The organism is Proteus sp. PR00224 (assembly GCF_016238105.1).
Lineage (GTDB): Bacteria > Pseudomonadota > Gammaproteobacteria > Enterobacterales > Enterobacteriaceae > Proteus.
The window spans coordinates 231,912-250,029 of sequence record NZ_JAEHQU010000002.1; the positions used below are offsets into that span (position 1 = coordinate 231,912).

Here is an 18,118-nt window from a genome sequence, read left to right on the forward strand (position 1 = left end):
GTTCTCTCTTTTAGCAGCTAACCTGACCAATCATTCAGGGGAAACGCGCCTAGTATAATAGAATAACCGTTCAGACGAAACCGTTTGCGTGAACAAAATAACGGCATTTAACTTAGAGTGTTTTAATGATTAATTGGTGTAATCAAGTTGCGTCTTGCCAATATGTTAAGCAAAATGCTCGATTACTGGAAATTTATCCATGTTAAAATGACGATTTTACACACAACAATAAACAACGTTAACGAGAACCAACCTATTGAATAATATAAGGATAAACTATTTCGTTATCGTTATCATAGCGCTCTTTTCAGCGGCTATTATCGCGTTGAATATTACATGGCCAGATAGGCAAAAAGCGCAGATAAATAAGATTTTATCTCGTGGTGAGTTAAGAATTAGTACGATACCTTCACCATTGATAACGATGAACGATAAAAAGGACCCCGTAGGTTTCGATTATGAATTAGTGAAACGCTTTGCAGATTACCTAGGCGTGAAACTTGTCGTTAATATGCGGACAAATATCAACCAAATGTTTGATGATCTGGAGAATAATAAAGCTGACTTTATCGCCGCCGGATTACTTTATAATAAAGAGAGATTAGATACGACACGCAGTGGCCCTGCTTATTTTTCAGTTTCTCAACAGCTGATTTACCGTAAAGGGACATTAAGACCACGTAGTTTTGATTCGTTAGATGGGCGGCTTGTTGTCACTGCTGGCTCAGCTCATGCAAGTTTATTGCGAACATTAAAAGAGACGCAATACCCCGAGCTTGAATGGGAAGAATCAGATAATCAGACGACCTCGCAACTGCTAGAAGCATTATCAGAAGGTAAAATAACCTATGTTTTAGCAGATTCCATCAGTGTTGCAGTACAACAACGCATTCATCCTAATGTTGCCGTAGGGTTTGAAGTCACTGAAAGCCGTCCACTAACGTGGTATTTGCCAGATGGTGAAGATAATAGCTTATATGCAGCGATGCTCGATTACTTTAATCAATTATCTCAAGAAGATGTGTTAGCAAGACTTGAAGAAAAATATTTTGGCCATGTAGGTACATTTGATTACTTCGATACTATCTCTTTTATTACGGCGATAGATTCTATTTTGCCAAACTATCAGCCTCTTTTTGAAAAGTATGCAGATACTTTCGATTGGCGGTTATTGGCAGCTATGGCATGGCAAGAATCACATTGGGACCCTCATGCTACATCACCAACTGGAGTTAGAGGATTGATGATGTTAACTCGCCCTACTGCATCAAGTATGGGCGTTACTGACAGGCTTGATCCCGAAGAGAGTGTTCGAGGAGGAGCACAATATCTTAAGCATCTCCTTTCGCGCTTACCAGATTCTATTCCAGAAGATGAAAAAATTTGGTTTGCATTGGCAGCATATAATATGGGATTTGGCCATATGCTTGATGCCAGAAGGCTTACGGAGCAACAAAATGCCGATCCTGATAGTTGGCTAGATGTAAAATCAAGATTACCTCTACTTAGCCAAAAGAAATATTATGCAGACCTCCCTTATGGCTATGCCAGAGGCCATGAGGCTTATCGCTACGTTGAAAACATTCGACGATATCAACTTAGCCTTGTCGGTTACCTTCAAGCCAAAGAGAGCAAAAATAAAATATTATCTAAAGATAAAGAGAATGATAACGATGAAGAGCAAGAAAGCTCATCATTATCATTGACTCAAGATATGGCTTATCAATAATTTTTGTACTTAAAAACAGCCTATTAAACAACATAGCCTCTTTTATAGAGGCTTATTTATTTCATTTCTACTATTCAAAAATCACTCCAACCAATTAAAGCAATCCCTAAATTAATATTTTCTTAATATTAAAAATTGTTACATTTTGTCATGCCATTTTTTACCCAAAATAGGGAAAATTCATGTGTTAAAAAATGTAACACTCATTAGCCAAAACACTCACCCAATGAGTAAACTGTGTTTAAAATGATCCAATTAGTCATTTTAAGACTATCAGAATAGGTGAAACATAAGAAAAAATTAACTTAAATACGTAGGAATTATCTCATGTGTTATTATTCATTTTATGATTGTTATTTTTGGAGAAACTTTTTTCACGATAAAAATTAACCTAAAGGTGTCATCATTAACATCTAACTTATTGAATTATATATATTGCGATAATCTATAATTGATTTTATTAATTTTTCTAACCTAATGTTAATAACATTACTTTTTGTAAAGTTAAAATAATGTTAATTGCATTGTCTATTAAATTTATCTGCCTGATAAACTTTTTCACCCATAAATTGAGTAATAAAAAGAATAAACCTACATAAAACTCTATTAATATGGAATAGGCAAGATTAAATATGAAAATTGAGTAAATCAACAAAATGTTATATCAAATAGAATGCCTTTGTTGATATCATATAAACCAGTCATTATTCGAAACAACTCGAAATATAATGCAAATCAATTTTTATATTCCGACACTAATATTATTTTTCTATAAATAATAATACGCACGATCTTCAAGGGATTATCTATAATGAAACTGAGTAAAATTGCTTTAGCTGCTGCTTTAGTATTTGGTATTAATTCTGTTGCAACTGCTGAAACTTCTGCACCAAAAGTTGGCGCAACTAAAGGCGAAATTCAATTAAAAGGTGAAATTGTTAATTCAGCTTGTGGATTAGCAGCTTCTTCAAGTCCTGTTATTGTTGATTTCAGTGAAATCCCAACTTCTGCATTAGCAAATATGCAGAAAGCAGGTAACGTTAAAAAAGATATCGAATTACAAGACTGTGATACTACCGTAGCAAAAACAGCTACTGTTAGCTATACACCAAGTGTTGTTAATGCAACAAATAAAGACTTAGCATCTTTCGTATCTGGCTCAGCTTCTGGTGCAGGTATCGGCTTAATGGATGCTGGCAGCAAATCAGTAAAATGGAACACAGCAACAACACCAGTACAATTAGTTAATGGTGTTTCTAAGATCCCATTCGTTGCTTACGTTCAAGCTGAATCAGCAGACGCAACTGTAACTCCAGGTGAATTCCAAGCCGTAATCAACTTCCAAGTTGATTATCAGTAATCGTTTTATTTATTTAAATTAATTAAATAATAAATTAATTACTGCATTAACGCAGGGGACTTCCTCTGCGTTAAATTTGATAAAACACTTCAATTTAATAAGAATAAAATAAAAAGTAATAAAATAAATATTCATTATTTAATTACTTTTTATTTTATTAATAATTAGGCGTTTATTCATGTTAATTTCTTTTTTTCACAGCACAATATGGAAAAACATTTGTGCCATTTTGCTATTGTGCTTAGCGCTTTTCGCTCAAGCCGAGCCTGATGATTCTGTGGAATTTAACATTCATATGCTAGATGCCGAAGACAGAGATAATGTCGATTTATCTCGTTTTGCAACCTCTAACTACATTATTCCGGGTATGTACTACTTAGATATCCGTATAAATGGTCGTGACTTCCCTCGCCAAAACATTAATTATGTTGAAGTGAAACCCAATTACTCCATCGCTTGTATTGACCCTACTCTTCTAAAAAAGTTAACAGTTAACGAAGAAAATCAAAAATTTATCGAAGAAATCTCACCAGATTGTTTCAATATCAGTCAATTACCAGGTATCTCTATCAAAAATGATGGCGGTATTCTCGATATTGTTATGCCTCGCTCACTAATGAAATATGAAGATGCGGATTGGACACCACCTGAATTGTGGGACCCAGGTGTATCTGGGTTATTAGTTGACTATACCTTAACAGGTACATCAACTCGCCCAAATCAAGGCAATAATAACAACTCATTAACAGGATATGGGCAAGCTGGAATTAACCTTGGTGAATGGCGACTACGTGCTGAATATCAAGGAAACTATTCATCTGAATATTCATCAAATAATAGCTTTGATTGGAATCAGATATACGCCTATAAACCATTACCTAGCCTAGCTGCAAAATTAACGCTTGGTGAAACTTATTTAAACTCTCAAGTTTTTGATAGTTTTCGTTTTACAGGTGCCAATATACAAAGTGATGAAAGAATGTTGCCCCCTTCTTTGCAAGGTTATGCACCTGAAATTCATGGCATCGCAAACACTAATGCCAAAGTGACTGTAACGCAAAACGGTCGCTTAATTTATGAAACTACGGTACCTGCTGGCCCTTTTGCTATTAAACATTTACAAGATACAGTACAAGGCCAATTAAATGTCAGAGTCGAAGAGCAAAACGGTAAAGTAAGCGAATTCCAAGTACAAACAGCCAATCTACCTTATATGACTCGCCCAGGCTCAGTGCGTTATAACACATCAATGGGTCAGTCGTCGCTCAACAACCATAAAATGCAAGGTCCTGTTTTTTATCAAGGCGATTTTTCATGGGGTATGAACAACACATGGTCGCTGTATGGTGGGGTTTTGTTGACGGCTAAAGATTACAATGCGTGGTCATTAGGTTTAGGTCACGATATAGGGCGTTTAGGTACGCTTTCAGGTGATATTACTCAGTCTTATAGCAAAACCTATGATAATGAAAATATCAATGGGATATCATTCAAACTGAACTACGCTAAAACCTTTGATGAGTACCATAGTACGATTACTTTTGCGGGTTATCGCTTTTCAGAGAAAACATTCCGATCTTTCTCTCAATATATGGATGAGCGTTACAACGATATTAATAACAATGGTTATGAAAAAGAGATGTATACCATTACAGGTAACAAAACTTTTTGGGCTGATGATATTGAAAAATCGACAACACTTTATCTCTCTTATCGACACCAAAACTATTGGGATAAAAAGACACAAGAACAGTATGGTGTTACGGTAAGCCGTAATTTTTCTATTATGGGTATAGAGCAGATTAATACTAACTTATCTGCCTTCCGTACTCAGCATAAAGGTAATACTGATGACAGTATTTCTTTTAATATTTCAGTTCCATTAGGAAGTGGTAAAAGCATTGGTTATAGCTTGCAAGACAGTAACGGAAAAGTGAACCAAATGGCCTCTTATTCTGATAATAGCAATTATAATAATCTATGGCGTGTCCGTGCAGGTTTAAGCTCAGACAATAAAGCCAATACTGATGGTTATTATCAACACCGTTCGCAATATGCAGAAATTAATGCCAATGCGAGCTATCAACAAGATAATTATGTTGCACTAGGTGCAACAGTTAAAGGCGGATTTACTGCAACACGCCACGGCGCTGCATTACATAGCAGTAGCATGACATCAAGTACTGCTCGCATGATGGTTGATACTGATGGTGTTGCAGGCGTACCATTTAATAATCAAAGCACAACGACAAACCTATTCGGTATTGGGGTATTAACTGACTTAACTAGTTATAACAATGTTGATGCTCGTATTGATGTTGATAAAATGGATTCAGATATTGAAACACACAAAGCCATTACTTCTGCCACATTAACTGAAGGCGCAATTGGCTACTATAAATTCCCTGTTCGCCAAGGTGAGCGCCTAATGGCCATCTTACAAACAGTCGATCAAAAACACCCACCATTTGGTGCCGAAATCACCAATAAAAACGGTGAAAATATGGGAATGGTGATGGAAGATGGTTTAGTTTATATCGCCGGTGTTAACCTTAATGAATCATTAAACGTGATCTGGGGTGGTAAAACCCAGTGTACGATTACAATCCCAGCTGCAATTAACGATCCACTAAAACATGAATTGTTATTATGTCAGGGATTTTAATGAATAAAATGAATTACTAGAGATAATTGTATGAACTCATTCAACACACTTAAAACGCTTTTTTGTGGCTCATTAATTGCACTTAGCATTGTGAGTACGACTCAAGCGGGCGTGTCATTAGATAGAACTCGCATTGTACTAATGGGCAACGAAAACTCAGCTAGCGTAAACCTAAAAAATACTAGCCCTGATATTCCTTTCTTAGCACAATCATGGGTTGAAAATGAACACGGACAAAAAATCGCTTCTCCTTTAGTCGCATTGCCACCTTTACAGCGTCTTGATGGTGATCAAAAAGGCGTGGTTAGAATTACCAAAACAGCAGAAATTGGTCTTTTGCCACAAGATAGAGAATCACTGTTTTATTTAAATGTGCGTGAAATTCCACCAGCACCAAAACAAGCTAACGTGTTGCAAATGGCAATGCAGTCTCGCATTAAATTATTCTACCGCCCAACAGCCATTATTCCTGAAAAGCCAGGCATGGTTTGGCAAGATCAATTAGTGTTTAAAAAACAAGGCAATCAATTTATTGCAGAAAATCCGACACCTTATTACATCACAATTATCGGGCTTTCTAATAAGTTGAATGGTGAGGATAGCGATAAGTTAACTACCTTCCCTGGTTTAATGGTTGCGCCTAAAGCATCACTGGAAATTCCAGTTAAAACCAGTAACGTCAATCAATTTTACATGATGTATGTAAATGATTACGGCGGACATCCAGAATTAAAATTTGTTTGCCAACAAAATAGCTGTAAAGCAGCACCTAAAGAACAACAACCCAAATATTAATTAACTTGACGCCGGTAGGAATAAAATGAAATTAACAACAGCAAATTTTTATTTCAATACGCTAAAATTACTTTTTACTGGCGCAATGTTATGTACTCCAGTTGTGGCATCTGCTTATATTCATGGTGAAGTTCGCACTGTTGGAGGCCCTAATATTTTTAGAGTTGCATTAAATAACGCAACATTTCCTAATAACCGACCTGGCGAAACGGCCACAGTAAACTTTTCTTTGCCTGACAGATATTTAGCAACGGTTTATTGTCCTAAAGATCCTTTAGTTCCGAATTCTCGCACTTATTATATGGCAAATTCTGACCTACGCTATTTAGGCAATAATTACTATGAACTGAATGAATATGTCGATGTTCAGATCAAGTTTTCTATTTGGGGTCCTGAATCACTTCCTACTGTTCCTTTTATTGAAAAACCGAACAATCGAAATGGGCAACAAGGCTGCAGTGTCCCTGAATCACCAAAACCCAACATGTCATCAGGAAGTAGTGGTGTATTAGTCTTTCGCTTGAAAAAACCGATTATTAATGGGGTTTCATTAACAGGACAAGCTGTAGCTCAAATGTATGCACGTGTAGGTAATGGCTTATATCAAGAATATGGCCCTGAGCCAATTTCAAAATTAGTGATTAGTTCAGGAATATTAACCACGGAAGATAGATGTACATTTAATAATGGCTCTCCAATTACCTTTGATTTTGGCAATGTCGGTAATACCTCTGACTATTTAAATGGTCAAAACTACAAGATCACGCGCAATATTCCCATCAAGTGTGAAGGTGGTAGTTTTACTAACCCTAACAGTAGAATTATGTTCAAAATTCAAACTGGGAGCTCAGGTATCGCTAGTTTTAACCCTAATTATCTTGGCACAACAGGACCTGTAGATAGAACTAATTTAGGTATTGTTTTAAGAGACAAATCAGGAGCGATTGTGCCACCTAATCAATATTTTTCTGTCGGGAAACTGAATAATTTTAAAGGAAACTGGGAAGTCACAGCAGCTCCTATCGCAAAAACAGGTAGCAAAATTACAGAAGGTGAATTTTCAGCACATGCCACATTAGTTGCGGAGTTTATGTAATGGAAAACCCAATAACAAAATCTGCTATTTCTCTTTTATTATTACTTTCACCTTCCGCTTTTGCTGTGACCGAGCTTATTGGTGGTGATATGGAATTTAAAGGTGTTGTGGTTGCACATGGTTGTACTATTGTTGCTGGTGATGAAAATAAAGTAATTGATTTCAAACAGATATCAGCAAAAGATCTCTATACTTTTCAAAAAAGTGAACCTGTTGCTTTTAGTATTAGTTTAGAAAATTGCAGTCAGGATATTTATAAAAGCGTCACGATTACGTTAGATGGGAAAGAGCATCCTACAATGCCCGATCACCTTGCTGTTGTTGGCACAGGATCTGAAGATCCTAAAAGTATCGGGATTGTATTTACAGATGTTCAACGCAATGTTATTCAATTAAAAAAGCCGAGCTCAACTCGACTTCTTAATAATAAACGTATTCAGTTTAATTTTATGACATATGTTGAGGCATCACCCTCTGCACTGAAAAATCAAACATTGCTCACTGGCCCATTCCAAGCACAAGCAACGTATACCCTTAATTATCAGTAAAAAGGTATTATTCTTTTATGGCTGGTTCAGTATTCATTATAACTGGACTGGTTTTTTGCTTTTTAAGTTGTTTCTTTTCAGCCCTTCTCATTTTAAAAAATTGGCTTAAAAGCTGTGAACACTCTTCACCTAATACACCTGATGTTATCTCAACTTTATGGTTCATTCCGGGGTGCTGTAAAATATCAATAAATGAACCAGCTGCACCTGTTTTTAAATCTGAGGCGCCATAAACTACGCGTTTTACCCGACTATGCACAATCGCTCCTGCACACATCACACAAGGTTCTAGGGTAATATAAAGAGTTGCATCGAGTAGACGATAATTTTGTAAATGCTTTCCCCCTTTACGTAATGCCATAATTTCTGCATGTGCAGTGGGGTCGTTATCGATAATTGAATGATTCCATCCTTTAGCAATGATTTTATTATCAACGACTAACACTGCGCCCACTGGTATTTCACCGATTTCTTGTGCTTTTTGCGCTTGCTCAATCGCTTTATGCATCCAATAAATATCATCTTTAACTTTATTCACAAGGATATCTCTTCATGATCATATAGCGGGATATTGTACCCTGTTTTCTATTGATAACTAAAGAGATTGTCTTGAATTGTTTATGACAAAGATAGCAAGATGAAACTTTAGTTTACGCGCGCTTCTGTGGCTAATTTGATAGCTAAAGCCCCTAAGATTGTTGCCATAAACCAACGTTGAATGAGTGCCCAACGAGGCCTTTGCATAAAGAATCCTGCAATAGAGCCAGCGGCAACAACAATCAATGCATTTACTGCGATGCTAATAATAATTTGAATACTCCCTAACACTAATGATTGATTTAAAACGCTGCCATTTTGAATGCTAATAAATTGAGGCAACAGTGATAAATACATCAATGCAATCTTAGGATTCAATAGATTGGTAACAAACCCCATAACAAAGAGCTTTGTTGTATTACCTGAAAGCAATTTTTTGGGATGAAAGATAGAACGCCCACCGGGTTTAATAGATTGCCAAGCTATATAAAAAAGGTAAATCGCACCACAAATCTTCAACGCATCATAAGCATAAGGTACAGCCATAAAAATGGCCGTAATACCAAATGCCGCTAATAACATATAAAAAATATAGCCGACAGCCACACCGATTAGTGAAATAAATCCGGCTTTTTTCCCTTGAGAGATTGAACGTGAAATCAGGTAAATCATATTAGGACCTGGAGTTAATACTAATCCCAAAGATAAAAGCGCAAACGTCCACATATTAAACAGTGTTGGCATAGAATACCCCTTATGTTATTGCATTATTTAACATCAATAACAGAGTATTAGGTGTGCGGAATACCACAAAACATACTCTTTATAATTAATATTTACTCGCTTCTACCTAGGATTTTTGATTTTTATATATATTACTGATAAATTATCGTAGCTTATAAGCTACAAATATAGTTGTTGATTCGTAGCTTTTAAGCTACATTTTGCCAATGAAAACGATCAAACATTACTTAACAATAGATGGCAAAGACTTATATGCTGACTATTTCAAAAAAATACGCGATCCTGTTGCTAAAGCAAAAATTGCATCAAGAGTAAATAGAATGGCAAGTGAGCATTTTGGCGATCATAAACCTTGCCGTGATAGTGTTTGGGAATTACGAATTGATCAAGGAGCTGGATATCGGGTTTACTATAGTTTAATCGATGGCGAAATTATATTGCTACTTCTAGCTGGAGATAAGCGAACTCAGGATACTGATATTAATAAAGCTATCCTATGTCTAAAAGATTATTTGAAGAGGTAGATTATGCCAAATTCTCGTTTGCATGATGATGCAATGGTCGAAATTTTACGTGAAGACCCCGATTTTGCTAAAGCTTATTTACATCAAGCCTTCCTTGATATAGATGAAGATGGTGGGCAAGAAGCTTTTCTTATGGCGTTACGCCATGTCGTAGAAGCCCGTGGAGGCATGGCAACCATTGCAAAAAAAGCAGGTGTTTCACGTGAAACACTTTACCGAACACTATCACCAACAGGTAACCCTACATTAAAAACACTACGCCATGTCATTAATGCTACTGGTTTTCATTTCTCCTCATTGGCAAGCGCTTAATATTTTATTTATATAATCTGATAAGCCATTTGAGTGATGTTACTTTAGGAAATGTCATATAAATGGTAATCTTACCCTCCCTTGCTTATCTCTCATCGAGCAAGAAGATTTGGGCGATATCCCCATTTGAATGATAAAACGCTATTTTATCGGATATAGCTACATAAAACTGATAGATGGTAACATATAAGTGCAAGATATAAGTTACTGAAATTTAATAATTTATATATTAAGTGACTGATATGGCTTTACTAATTACGAAGAAATGCATCAACTGTGATATGTGTGAACCCGAATGTCCTAATGATGCTATTTCAATGGGGGATGAAATTTATGAAATTAATCCTGATCTTTGCACTGAATGCGTAGGACATTACGATAAACCGACTTGCCAATCGGTTTGTCCGATTACTAACACGATCATCACTGATCCTACTCATACTGAATCTCAAGATGAATTATGGGAAAAATTTGTGTTGATCCACCATGCAGATAAGATCTAAACCTTAGTCAATGATTTTGTGGGTGATAAATCTAAGAGAACTATTTTTCTAAAATAACTGTCGCACAAGCATAACGCTGTTCATCAGCAAGTGTTACGTGAATAGAGTTTATCCCCGCTTTCTCTGCCATCTCTTTTGCAACCGCTAAAAAATGCAGTGTAGGTTTGCCTAACTCATCATTACGCACTTCAAAATGATTAAAAGCCAATCCTAAACGGATCCCTGTTCCTAATGCTTTTGCCGCCGCCTCTTTTACTGCAAACCGTTTAGCTAAAAAGCGTATTGGCTGTTTATGGGATTGATAGATTTCCCATTCGGTATCAGTAAGAATGCGACGAGCAAGGCGTTCACCAGAACGCCCTATAATATCTTCGATACGCGATATCTCGACGATATCCATACCTAAGCCAACAATAGCCATTAGCGACGCGCTTCTCGCATTAAGCGTTTCATTTCTTCAACCGCTGGTGCTAATCCACTAAATACGGCTCTACCAATAATTGCATGACCAATATTCAGTTCATAAAGTTCAGGTAATGCGGCAATACGTTGTACGTTGTGGTAATGCAAACCATGTCCCGCATTCACTTTTAAGCCTTTAGATGCGGCGTAAGTCACTGCATCACGAATACGGACAAACTCTTTTTCTTGAGCCATTTCATCTTCAGCGTCAGCATAAGCACCAGTGTGGATCTCAATAAAAGGTGCACCAACACGATCGGCTGCGTTAATTTGCTCATGGTCAGGGTCAATAAACAGAGAAACTTTGATACCCGCTAAAGATAAGCGTTTAATTGCATCAGCAACTTTTGCTTCATTGCCAACAACGTCTAAACCACCTTCCGTTGTCACTTCTTGGCGTTTTTCAGGTACTAAGCAGCAAAAATCAGGCTGAGTTTGACAAGCTATCTCAATCATCTCTTCAGTAACTGCCATTTCCAGATTTAATCTTGTCTGAACCGTTTGGCTTATCAACATTAAATCGCGATCAGTGATATGACGTCTATCTTCACGTAAATGGATAGTAATACCATCAGCACCAGCTTGTTCTGCAATAAAAGCCGCTTGAACAGGATCGGGATACGTTGTGCCTCGGGCATTACGAAGGGTGGCGATATGGTCAATATTAACGCCAAGTAGAATATCAGACATGCTCTTCTCCTGAAAAATAACGTTGCATTACCTTAGTTTACACATTCCATAGAGAAGAAAAAGACAATATTACTGTTCTGCCATCAATGCTCTTTTCTTTGGGGATTTTTTAATGGCAAATTGTCTAAAAAGTTCTCTACTTTTTAATGGTTTTCCGCCTAAATAGGGCTTCAATGCCATTCGAGTAAACCTTTTCGCCGCTTTTAATGTTTCAACAGTAGGAAATTCGCGACTGGCTAAGGATTTTAATTCAAATCCAGTAAAACTATTATGATCAACCACTAAACTCGCAATAAAACCTTTTTCTTCCCGATAACGATAGGTCATCGAATCTGAAACAGGCTCTCCACTTCCGGCACAATGCAGAAAATCTAATCCATAGCCAAGTTGTGTTAATAACGCAAGTTCAAAGCGTCTTAGTGCCGCTTCGGGTGTGGTATCGCTAGCAGCAAGAATTTGCAAACAGGAGAGGTATTCAAAAAAAAGTACACTATAAGACGTACCATTTTCTAAAACGCGAGACAATAACTCATTAAGATACAAGCCACTGTATAGTACAGAGCCTGTCAGTGGTAATGCTAAAGAGATAGGTTCAGCATCACGAAGTGTTTTAACTTCTCCTCGCCCACTCCAACGAATGAGCAAAGGAGTAAAAGGTTGAAGTGCCCCTTTTAAGGGTGAACGACGGCCTCGCGCACCTTTTGACAATATGCGTACTCGCCCTTCATTTTCAGTGAAAAAATCGAGTAATAAACTCGTTTCACTGTAAGGTCGAGCATGGATAACGAATGCACGTTGCCAGCCATCCACTTCAGTTACCTACTTTAAATCGTCCACATAGCCAAGGCTACGTAAAGCACGTTCATCATCAGCCCAGCCCGCTTTGACTTTCACCCAAAGTTCTAAGTGAACTTTGTTTTCAAATAAGTCTTCCATATCCATACGGGCTTCAGTACCAATTTTCTTGATTTTCGCACCTTTATTACCAATAACCATTTTCTTCTGGCCTTCACGTTCAACCAGAATTAATCCGTGGATATCATAGCCACCACGCTCATTGGTAACGAATTGCTCAATTTCAACAGTGACAGAATAAGGTAATTCTTCACCTAAAAAGCGCATCAATTTTTCACGAATAATTTCTGATGCCATAAAACGCTGAGAGCGATCAGTAATATAATCTTCAGGGAAATGATGAGTCGCTTCTGGTAAACATTTACGTACGATTTTCGCTATCGTATCGATATTCATGTCTTTTTCAGCACTAATTGGCACAACATCAAGAAAATCCATTTGTTGGCTTAAAAAGCCAATATGTGGAAGTAACTTGGTTTTATCAGTCACGTTATCCACTTTATTAATTGCTAATAAAACAGGGCAACGTAATGATTTTAATTTATTTAACACCATTTCGTCATCAGGCGTCCAATTGGTGCCTTCAACAACGAAAATAACCAATTCAACATCACCAATTGAACTGCTTGCTGCGCGATTCATTAGTCTGTTGATTGCTCGCTTTTCTTCGATATGCAAGCCCGGTGTATCCACATAAATCGCTTGGTAAGCACCATCTGTATCAATACCCATGATACGGTGACGCGTAGTTTGCGGTTTACGTGATGTAATAGAAACTTTCTGCCCCAGTAATTGGTTCAGTAGTGTTGATTTTCCCACATTTGGGCGACCGACTATCGCAATAAATCCGCAATAGGTTTGTTCTTCGCTCATTCAAGCTCCAGTTGTATTAATGCCTGTTCAGCAGCGGCCTGTTCAGCTTTACGACGGCTTGTACCCATCCCTTTGACAGGTTGTTCGATACCGCTTATCTGACAATGGATCGTAAACTCTTGATCATGGGCTTCGCCACGAACCTGTACCACAATATAAGAAGGTAATGGTAAATGACGGCCTTGCAGATACTCTTGCAAACGAGTTTTAGGATCTTTTTGCTTATCGCCTGGACTAATTTCAGCCAAACGATTCTCATACCAGTTTAAAATAATTTTTTCGATATTTTGAATATCACTATCGAGGAAAATTGCACCAATTAAAGCTTCCACCGTATCCGCTAAAATTGATTCGCGACGAAAGCCACCGCTTTTTAATTCCCCTGGGCCTAAACGCAGACATTCACCTAATTCAAATTCACGCGCTAATTCAGCGAGTGTATTTCCACGAACAAGTGTTGCTCTCATTCGGCTCATATCACCTTCATCAACACGAGGAAAGCGATGATAAAGTGCGTTAGCAATTACATAGCTTAGAATTGAATCACCTAAAAATTCTAAACGTTCATTATGTTTACTGCTGGCACTGCGATGCGTTAAAGCCTGTAGTAATAATTCATTTTGCGTAAAAGTATAGCCCAGTTTCTTTTGTAACTGGTTTATTAATAAAGTATTCATGTGCGATCAATTTCCATAACTTAATTTGAAGCACACGCAACAAATCTGTTTAAGACAACGAGAAATTATCGAGTTGGATAACAGAACTGTTGCGTTTGCACTGGCTCCTGTCAATAACAGGAGCCAATCATATTTAAAGAAGCGACACATTCTACACTTAGATAAGAAGGAATGCTGTCGCTATTTTGTTAATAATTACTTAATGCCACCGATACGGCTAAAACGAACGCCTGTTGGCCATTCATTCTCTACTTTTTCAAAGCTCATCCAAATTGTTGTCGCTTTACCTACTAAATTTTTCTCAGGAACAAAGCCCCAGAAGCGACTATCTGAACTACCGTCTCGATTATCACCCATCATAAAGTAATGACCTTCAGGAACAATCCACGTACCGACAGGTAATCCAGGTTGGATAAACTCAGGCATCGTCATATCACCAGGTATTGTCATAATACGGTGAGAGACTTTATCAATAGTTTCTACTCTTTCTTCTTCACGTAATTGAGTTGCTGTTGAAATAGGCTCCTCAATTGGAATAGATTTCATACCATTAATACGCTGACCACCCGGTACATTTTGTAATAATAACGTCCATTCACTTGGATAAGCAGTACCATAAGTTACTGATATTTCCTCATTACAAATGGCTTTATCACAATTTGGATAGATATGAAGTTTTTTCGACACCATATCATAAACAATTTTATCGCCCGGTAATCCAATAACACGTTTAATAAAGTCAGTAGAAGGATCACGAGGATATTTAAATACAGCGATATCGCCTCGTTTAGGTTTCCCTGTATTAATTAACGTGGTTTGTGTAATTGGATCTTTTAATCCATAAGCAAACTTTTCAACCAAGATAAAATCACCAACCAACAAAGTTGGCATCATGGAGCGAGAAGGTATTTGAAACGGCTCATACACAAATGAACGCAGAACCAAAACAATAATCAAAACTGGGAATAAAGAGCCTAATGTCTCTGCCCAGCTTGGTTTATTAATTGATTTTGCTAACTCTTGCTGATCCTCGGTCCCTTGCGTCATCTCTTGAAGACGCTTTAGTTTTGCTTTTCGGGCTGGCTTGAGCTTAAAGCGCTCAATTCCCCAAAAAACTCCCGTTATTAGCGTTGCCAGTGTTAGGATCAAGGCAAACGTGTTAGCCATGTTTTCTCCTTAAATTATTTATCTTTACCAACATGAAGAATGGCTAAAAACGCTTCTTGTGGTAGCTCTACGTTACCAATTTGCTTCATACGTTTTTTACCATCTTTCTGTTTCTGTAACAGTTTTTTCTTACGGCTAACGTCACCGCCATAACATTTGGCTAATACGTTTTTACGTAACTGTTTAACAGTTGAACGAGCAATAATATGGTTACCAATTGCCGCTTGGATAGCGATATCAAACTGTTGGCGTGGAATAAATTCTTTCATTTTTTCCACCAGCTCACGACCACGATAAGGTGCATTATCGTTATGTGTAATCAATGCTAAAGCATCAACGCGATCACCATTAATCAAGACATCGACACGTACCATGTTAGAGCCTTGGAAACGAATAAAGTTATAGTCTAAAGAAGCATAACCGCGTGATGTTGATTTTAAACGGTCAAAGAAATCTAATACTACTTCAGCCATCGGAATTTCATAAGTTAATGAAACCTGATTACCATGATAGACCATATTGGTTTGAACGCCGCGTTTTTCGATACATAAAGTAATTACGTTACCTAAGTATTCTTGCGGTAATAACATATGACATTCAGCAATAGGTTCTCTGATTTCTTCGATATTATTCAGTGGTGGTAATTTAGACGGGCTATCCACTAACACAATATCACCGTTAGTCATTTCAACTTCATAAACTACGGTTGGAGCTGTTGTGATCAGGTCGAGGTCATATTCACGTTCTAAACGTTCTTGAATAATCTCCATATGAAGAAGACCCAAGAAACCACAACGGAAACCGAAACCTAACGCTGTTGAGCTTTCTGGCTCATAGAATAATGAAGCATCGTTCAGGCTTAATTTGCCTAATGCATCACGGAATGATTCATAGTCGTCAGAGCTAATTGGGAATAAACCTGCATAAACTTGTGGCTTAACTTTTTTAAAGCCAGGCAATGGCTTATCTGCTGGTTTTTGCGCTGCTGTTAAAGTATCCCCAACAGGTGCACCTAAAATATCTTTAATACCACAAACAACCCAGCCTACTTCACCACAATTAAGCGTGGTTGTATCAATTTGTTTTGGCGTAAAAATACCAATACGGTCAATGTTATAAACCTGTCCCGTACTCATTACCTTGATTTTATCGTTTTTGCTGACTTTACCGTTTTTAACACGGATCAGTGAAACAACACCAAGGTAATTATCAAACCAAGAGTCAATAATCAGTGCTTGTAATGGAGCGTCTGCATCACCTTCAGGTGCTGGAATTTCTTTAACAAGACGTTCGATAACTTCTTTAACACCAATACCTGTTTTTGCAGAGCAACGCACTGCATCTGTGGCATCGATGCCCACAATGTCTTCAATCTCTTCAGCAACACGCTCAGGCTCTGCTGCTGGTAAGTCTATTTTATTTAAAACAGGAACGACGGTGAGATCCATATCCATCGCGGTATAGCAGTTTGCTAATGTTTGCGCTTCAACCCCTTGCCCAGCATCTACGACCAATAACGCGCCTTCACACGCAGCGAGTGAACGAGATACTTCATAAGAGAAGTCAACGTGTCCTGGGGTATCGATAAAGTTAAGCTGATAAACTTCACCGTCATCAGCGGTGTAATTCAAGGTTACGCTTTGCGCTTTGATTGTAATACCACGTTCACGCTCAAGATCCATAGAATCAAGAACCTGCGCAGCCATTTCACGATCTGATAAGCCACCACAAATTTGAATAATTCGATCTGATAACGTCGATTTACCGTGGTCAATATGTGCGATAATGGAAAAGTTACGTATGTTTTTCATTCTGAAATTATTTTTCTCTATTGCTTTGCTCTATAAATCTGGCTTTGGCGTCATTCATGGACACAAAGCGAAAACTCTATATTGCAGGAGTTATTATTGATGACGCATTCTACACACTAGAGACATTATACTCAAAGAAACGTTCATCAAACACAAACATTTATGCTAAGACTTACATTTATTTGTAATTTTTTGCGGGTAATTTCCAGATATAGAAACGTGTTAATTTAAGATAGATATTATTACAAAAGTAGCATGACAAGAATAATGGGGCTGATGCCCCATTATTTTAATCAACTCATTATTCTTGAAACTGAACTTTAAGTTCATGAGGAGGAAGCCCTATTTGCAATACAATAGGTTCAAAACCTTCATCTTTGCTCCACCAAGTCGCCACTTTTTTGGCAAATAAAAAACCAAGAGCACCACCCACAAGTCCACTGCAAAAAATAGCAAATTCACTCGAAAGCCAAAGGCTCGCAATGCCTGCGACAATAAATAAGCCAATAAGTGGCGTTAAATACACTAGCATTGCGGAAAGAAGTAGATTATTTTCAGGAATACCGACTTCCACTTTTTGCCCTTCAACTAAAGGTTGTGCAACGGGAAGTTCGAGTTGATGAACTGTCTCTGGCCCTATTTTATTTAATAAATAAGAGCCACACGCAGCGCGAGCTTGGCAACTACCACAGCCAGAAGAAGATCCGTAGCGTAATAACGCCCGTCCTTCATGCCAATGTATAACTGTTGCCCACTCTTTAACCATAACT

19 protein-coding genes are annotated in these 18,118 nt (G+C 37.6%); 9 read left to right on the plus strand and 10 right to left on the minus strand.

The annotated features are described in order from the left end of the window. The first annotated feature begins 256 nt into the window (after positions 1 to 256). The 6 genes from mltF (at position 257) to JEP71_RS04470 (ending at position 8,193) form a co-directional block, all read left to right on the plus strand. A complete protein-coding gene (gene mltF / locus JEP71_RS04445; protein ID WP_109370972.1) occupies positions 257 to 1,729 on the plus strand; it encodes a membrane-bound lytic murein transglycosylase MltF in 1,473 nt (490 codons plus the stop codon). Between the two features lie 811 nt (positions 1,730 to 2,540). Continuing rightward, complete coding sequence (locus JEP71_RS04450; protein ID WP_109370973.1) at positions 2,541 to 3,089, plus strand: fimbrial protein; 549 nt, start codon at positions 2,541 to 2,543, stop codon at positions 3,087 to 3,089. A gap of 178 nt (positions 3,090 to 3,267) precedes the next feature. After that, positions 3,268 to 5,754, plus strand: a complete 2,487-nt coding sequence (locus tag JEP71_RS04455) for a fimbria/pilus outer membrane usher protein (protein ID WP_198625821.1) — start codon at positions 3,268 to 3,270, stop codon at positions 5,752 to 5,754. Between the two features lie 30 nt (positions 5,755 to 5,784). Next, on the plus strand, positions 5,785 to 6,549 hold the full coding sequence (locus JEP71_RS04460) for a fimbrial biogenesis chaperone (protein WP_198625822.1): 765 nt from the start codon (positions 5,785 to 5,787) through the stop codon (positions 6,547 to 6,549). 25 nt (positions 6,550 to 6,574) lie between these two features. After that, a complete protein-coding gene (locus tag JEP71_RS04465) occupies positions 6,575 to 7,645 on the plus strand; it encodes a fimbrial protein (RefSeq protein ID WP_198619723.1) in 1,071 nt (356 codons plus the stop codon). Continuing rightward, entirely contained in the window at positions 7,645 to 8,193 is a 549-nt protein-coding gene (locus JEP71_RS04470; protein ID WP_109370977.1) for a fimbrial protein, read from the plus strand. The genes JEP71_RS04465 and JEP71_RS04470 overlap by 1 nt, the downstream gene beginning before the upstream one ends. A 7-nt stretch (positions 8,194 to 8,200) precedes the next feature. Here JEP71_RS04470 and tadA read toward each other — a convergent pair whose 3' ends face one another. Both tadA and JEP71_RS04480 read right to left on the minus strand, forming a co-directional pair. Then, a complete protein-coding gene (gene tadA / locus JEP71_RS04475) occupies positions 8,201 to 8,731 on the minus strand; it encodes a tRNA adenosine(34) deaminase TadA (RefSeq protein ID WP_198625823.1) in 531 nt (176 codons plus the stop codon). Between the two features lie 107 nt (positions 8,732 to 8,838). Further along, entirely contained in the window at positions 8,839 to 9,474 is a 636-nt protein-coding gene (locus tag JEP71_RS04480) for a LysE family translocator (protein WP_198625824.1), read from the minus strand. A gap of 206 nt (positions 9,475 to 9,680) precedes the next feature. On the opposite strand from JEP71_RS04480, the gene JEP71_RS04485 reads away from it, so the two are divergent. The 3 genes from JEP71_RS04485 (at position 9,681) to JEP71_RS04495 (ending at position 10,813) form a co-directional block, all read left to right on the plus strand. Continuing rightward, positions 9,681 to 9,998, plus strand: coding sequence for a type II toxin-antitoxin system RelE/ParE family toxin (locus JEP71_RS04485; protein ID WP_115350077.1), 318 nt, complete (start codon positions 9,681 to 9,683; stop codon positions 9,996 to 9,998). 3 nt (positions 9,999 to 10,001) lie between these two features. Beyond that, positions 10,002 to 10,310 carry an addiction module antidote protein gene (locus tag JEP71_RS04490; RefSeq protein WP_196569581.1) on the plus strand — a complete coding sequence of 103 codons (309 nt, stop codon included), beginning with the start codon at positions 10,002 to 10,004 and terminating at the stop codon, positions 10,308 to 10,310. Between the two features lie 242 nt (positions 10,311 to 10,552). Further along, a complete protein-coding gene (locus tag JEP71_RS04495) occupies positions 10,553 to 10,813 on the plus strand; it encodes a YfhL family 4Fe-4S dicluster ferredoxin (protein WP_069367827.1) in 261 nt (86 codons plus the stop codon). A gap of 40 nt (positions 10,814 to 10,853) precedes the next feature. On the opposite strand, the gene acpS is transcribed toward JEP71_RS04495, so the two are convergent. The 8 genes from acpS to rseC all read right to left on the minus strand — a co-directional run bounded on the left by acpS (position 10,854) and on the right by rseC (position 18,114). Then, on the minus strand, positions 10,854 to 11,234 hold the full coding sequence (gene acpS / locus JEP71_RS04500; protein ID WP_069367826.1) for a holo-ACP synthase: 381 nt from the start codon (positions 11,232 to 11,234) through the stop codon (positions 10,854 to 10,856). Then, complete coding sequence (pdxJ, locus tag JEP71_RS04505; protein WP_075673670.1) at positions 11,234 to 11,965, minus strand: pyridoxine 5'-phosphate synthase; 732 nt, start codon at positions 11,963 to 11,965, stop codon at positions 11,234 to 11,236. Before pdxJ ends, acpS begins: the two co-directional genes overlap by 1 nt. A gap of 69 nt (positions 11,966 to 12,034) precedes the next feature. Next, entirely contained in the window at positions 12,035 to 12,775 is a 741-nt protein-coding gene (recO, locus tag JEP71_RS04510) for a DNA repair protein RecO (RefSeq protein WP_099073674.1), read from the minus strand. Between the two features lie 9 nt (positions 12,776 to 12,784). Beyond that, positions 12,785 to 13,693: a GTPase Era gene (gene era / locus JEP71_RS04515; protein ID WP_023581601.1), complete on the minus strand. Its 909-nt coding sequence runs from the start codon at positions 13,691 to 13,693 to the stop codon at positions 12,785 to 12,787. Next, positions 13,690 to 14,370 carry a ribonuclease III gene (rnc, locus tag JEP71_RS04520; RefSeq protein ID WP_075673668.1) on the minus strand — a complete coding sequence of 227 codons (681 nt, stop codon included), beginning with the start codon at positions 14,368 to 14,370 and terminating at the stop codon, positions 13,690 to 13,692. Before rnc ends, era begins: the two co-directional genes overlap by 4 nt. Before the next feature lie 195 nt (positions 14,371 to 14,565). Beyond that, positions 14,566 to 15,537 carry a signal peptidase I gene (lepB, locus tag JEP71_RS04525; protein WP_198625825.1) on the minus strand — a complete coding sequence of 324 codons (972 nt, stop codon included), beginning with the start codon at positions 15,535 to 15,537 and terminating at the stop codon, positions 14,566 to 14,568. 14 nt (positions 15,538 to 15,551) lie between these two features. Continuing rightward, positions 15,552 to 17,348, minus strand: a complete 1,797-nt coding sequence (lepA, locus tag JEP71_RS04530; RefSeq protein WP_109370984.1) for a translation elongation factor 4 — start codon at positions 17,346 to 17,348, stop codon at positions 15,552 to 15,554. Positions 17,349 to 17,649: 301 nt separating this feature from the next. Beyond that, positions 17,650 to 18,114 (minus strand): SoxR-reducing system protein RseC, encoded by a 465-nt coding sequence (gene rseC, locus JEP71_RS04535; RefSeq protein ID WP_165122850.1) that lies wholly within the window; start codon positions 18,112 to 18,114, stop codon positions 17,650 to 17,652. Positions 18,115 to 18,118 lie beyond the last annotated feature (4 nt).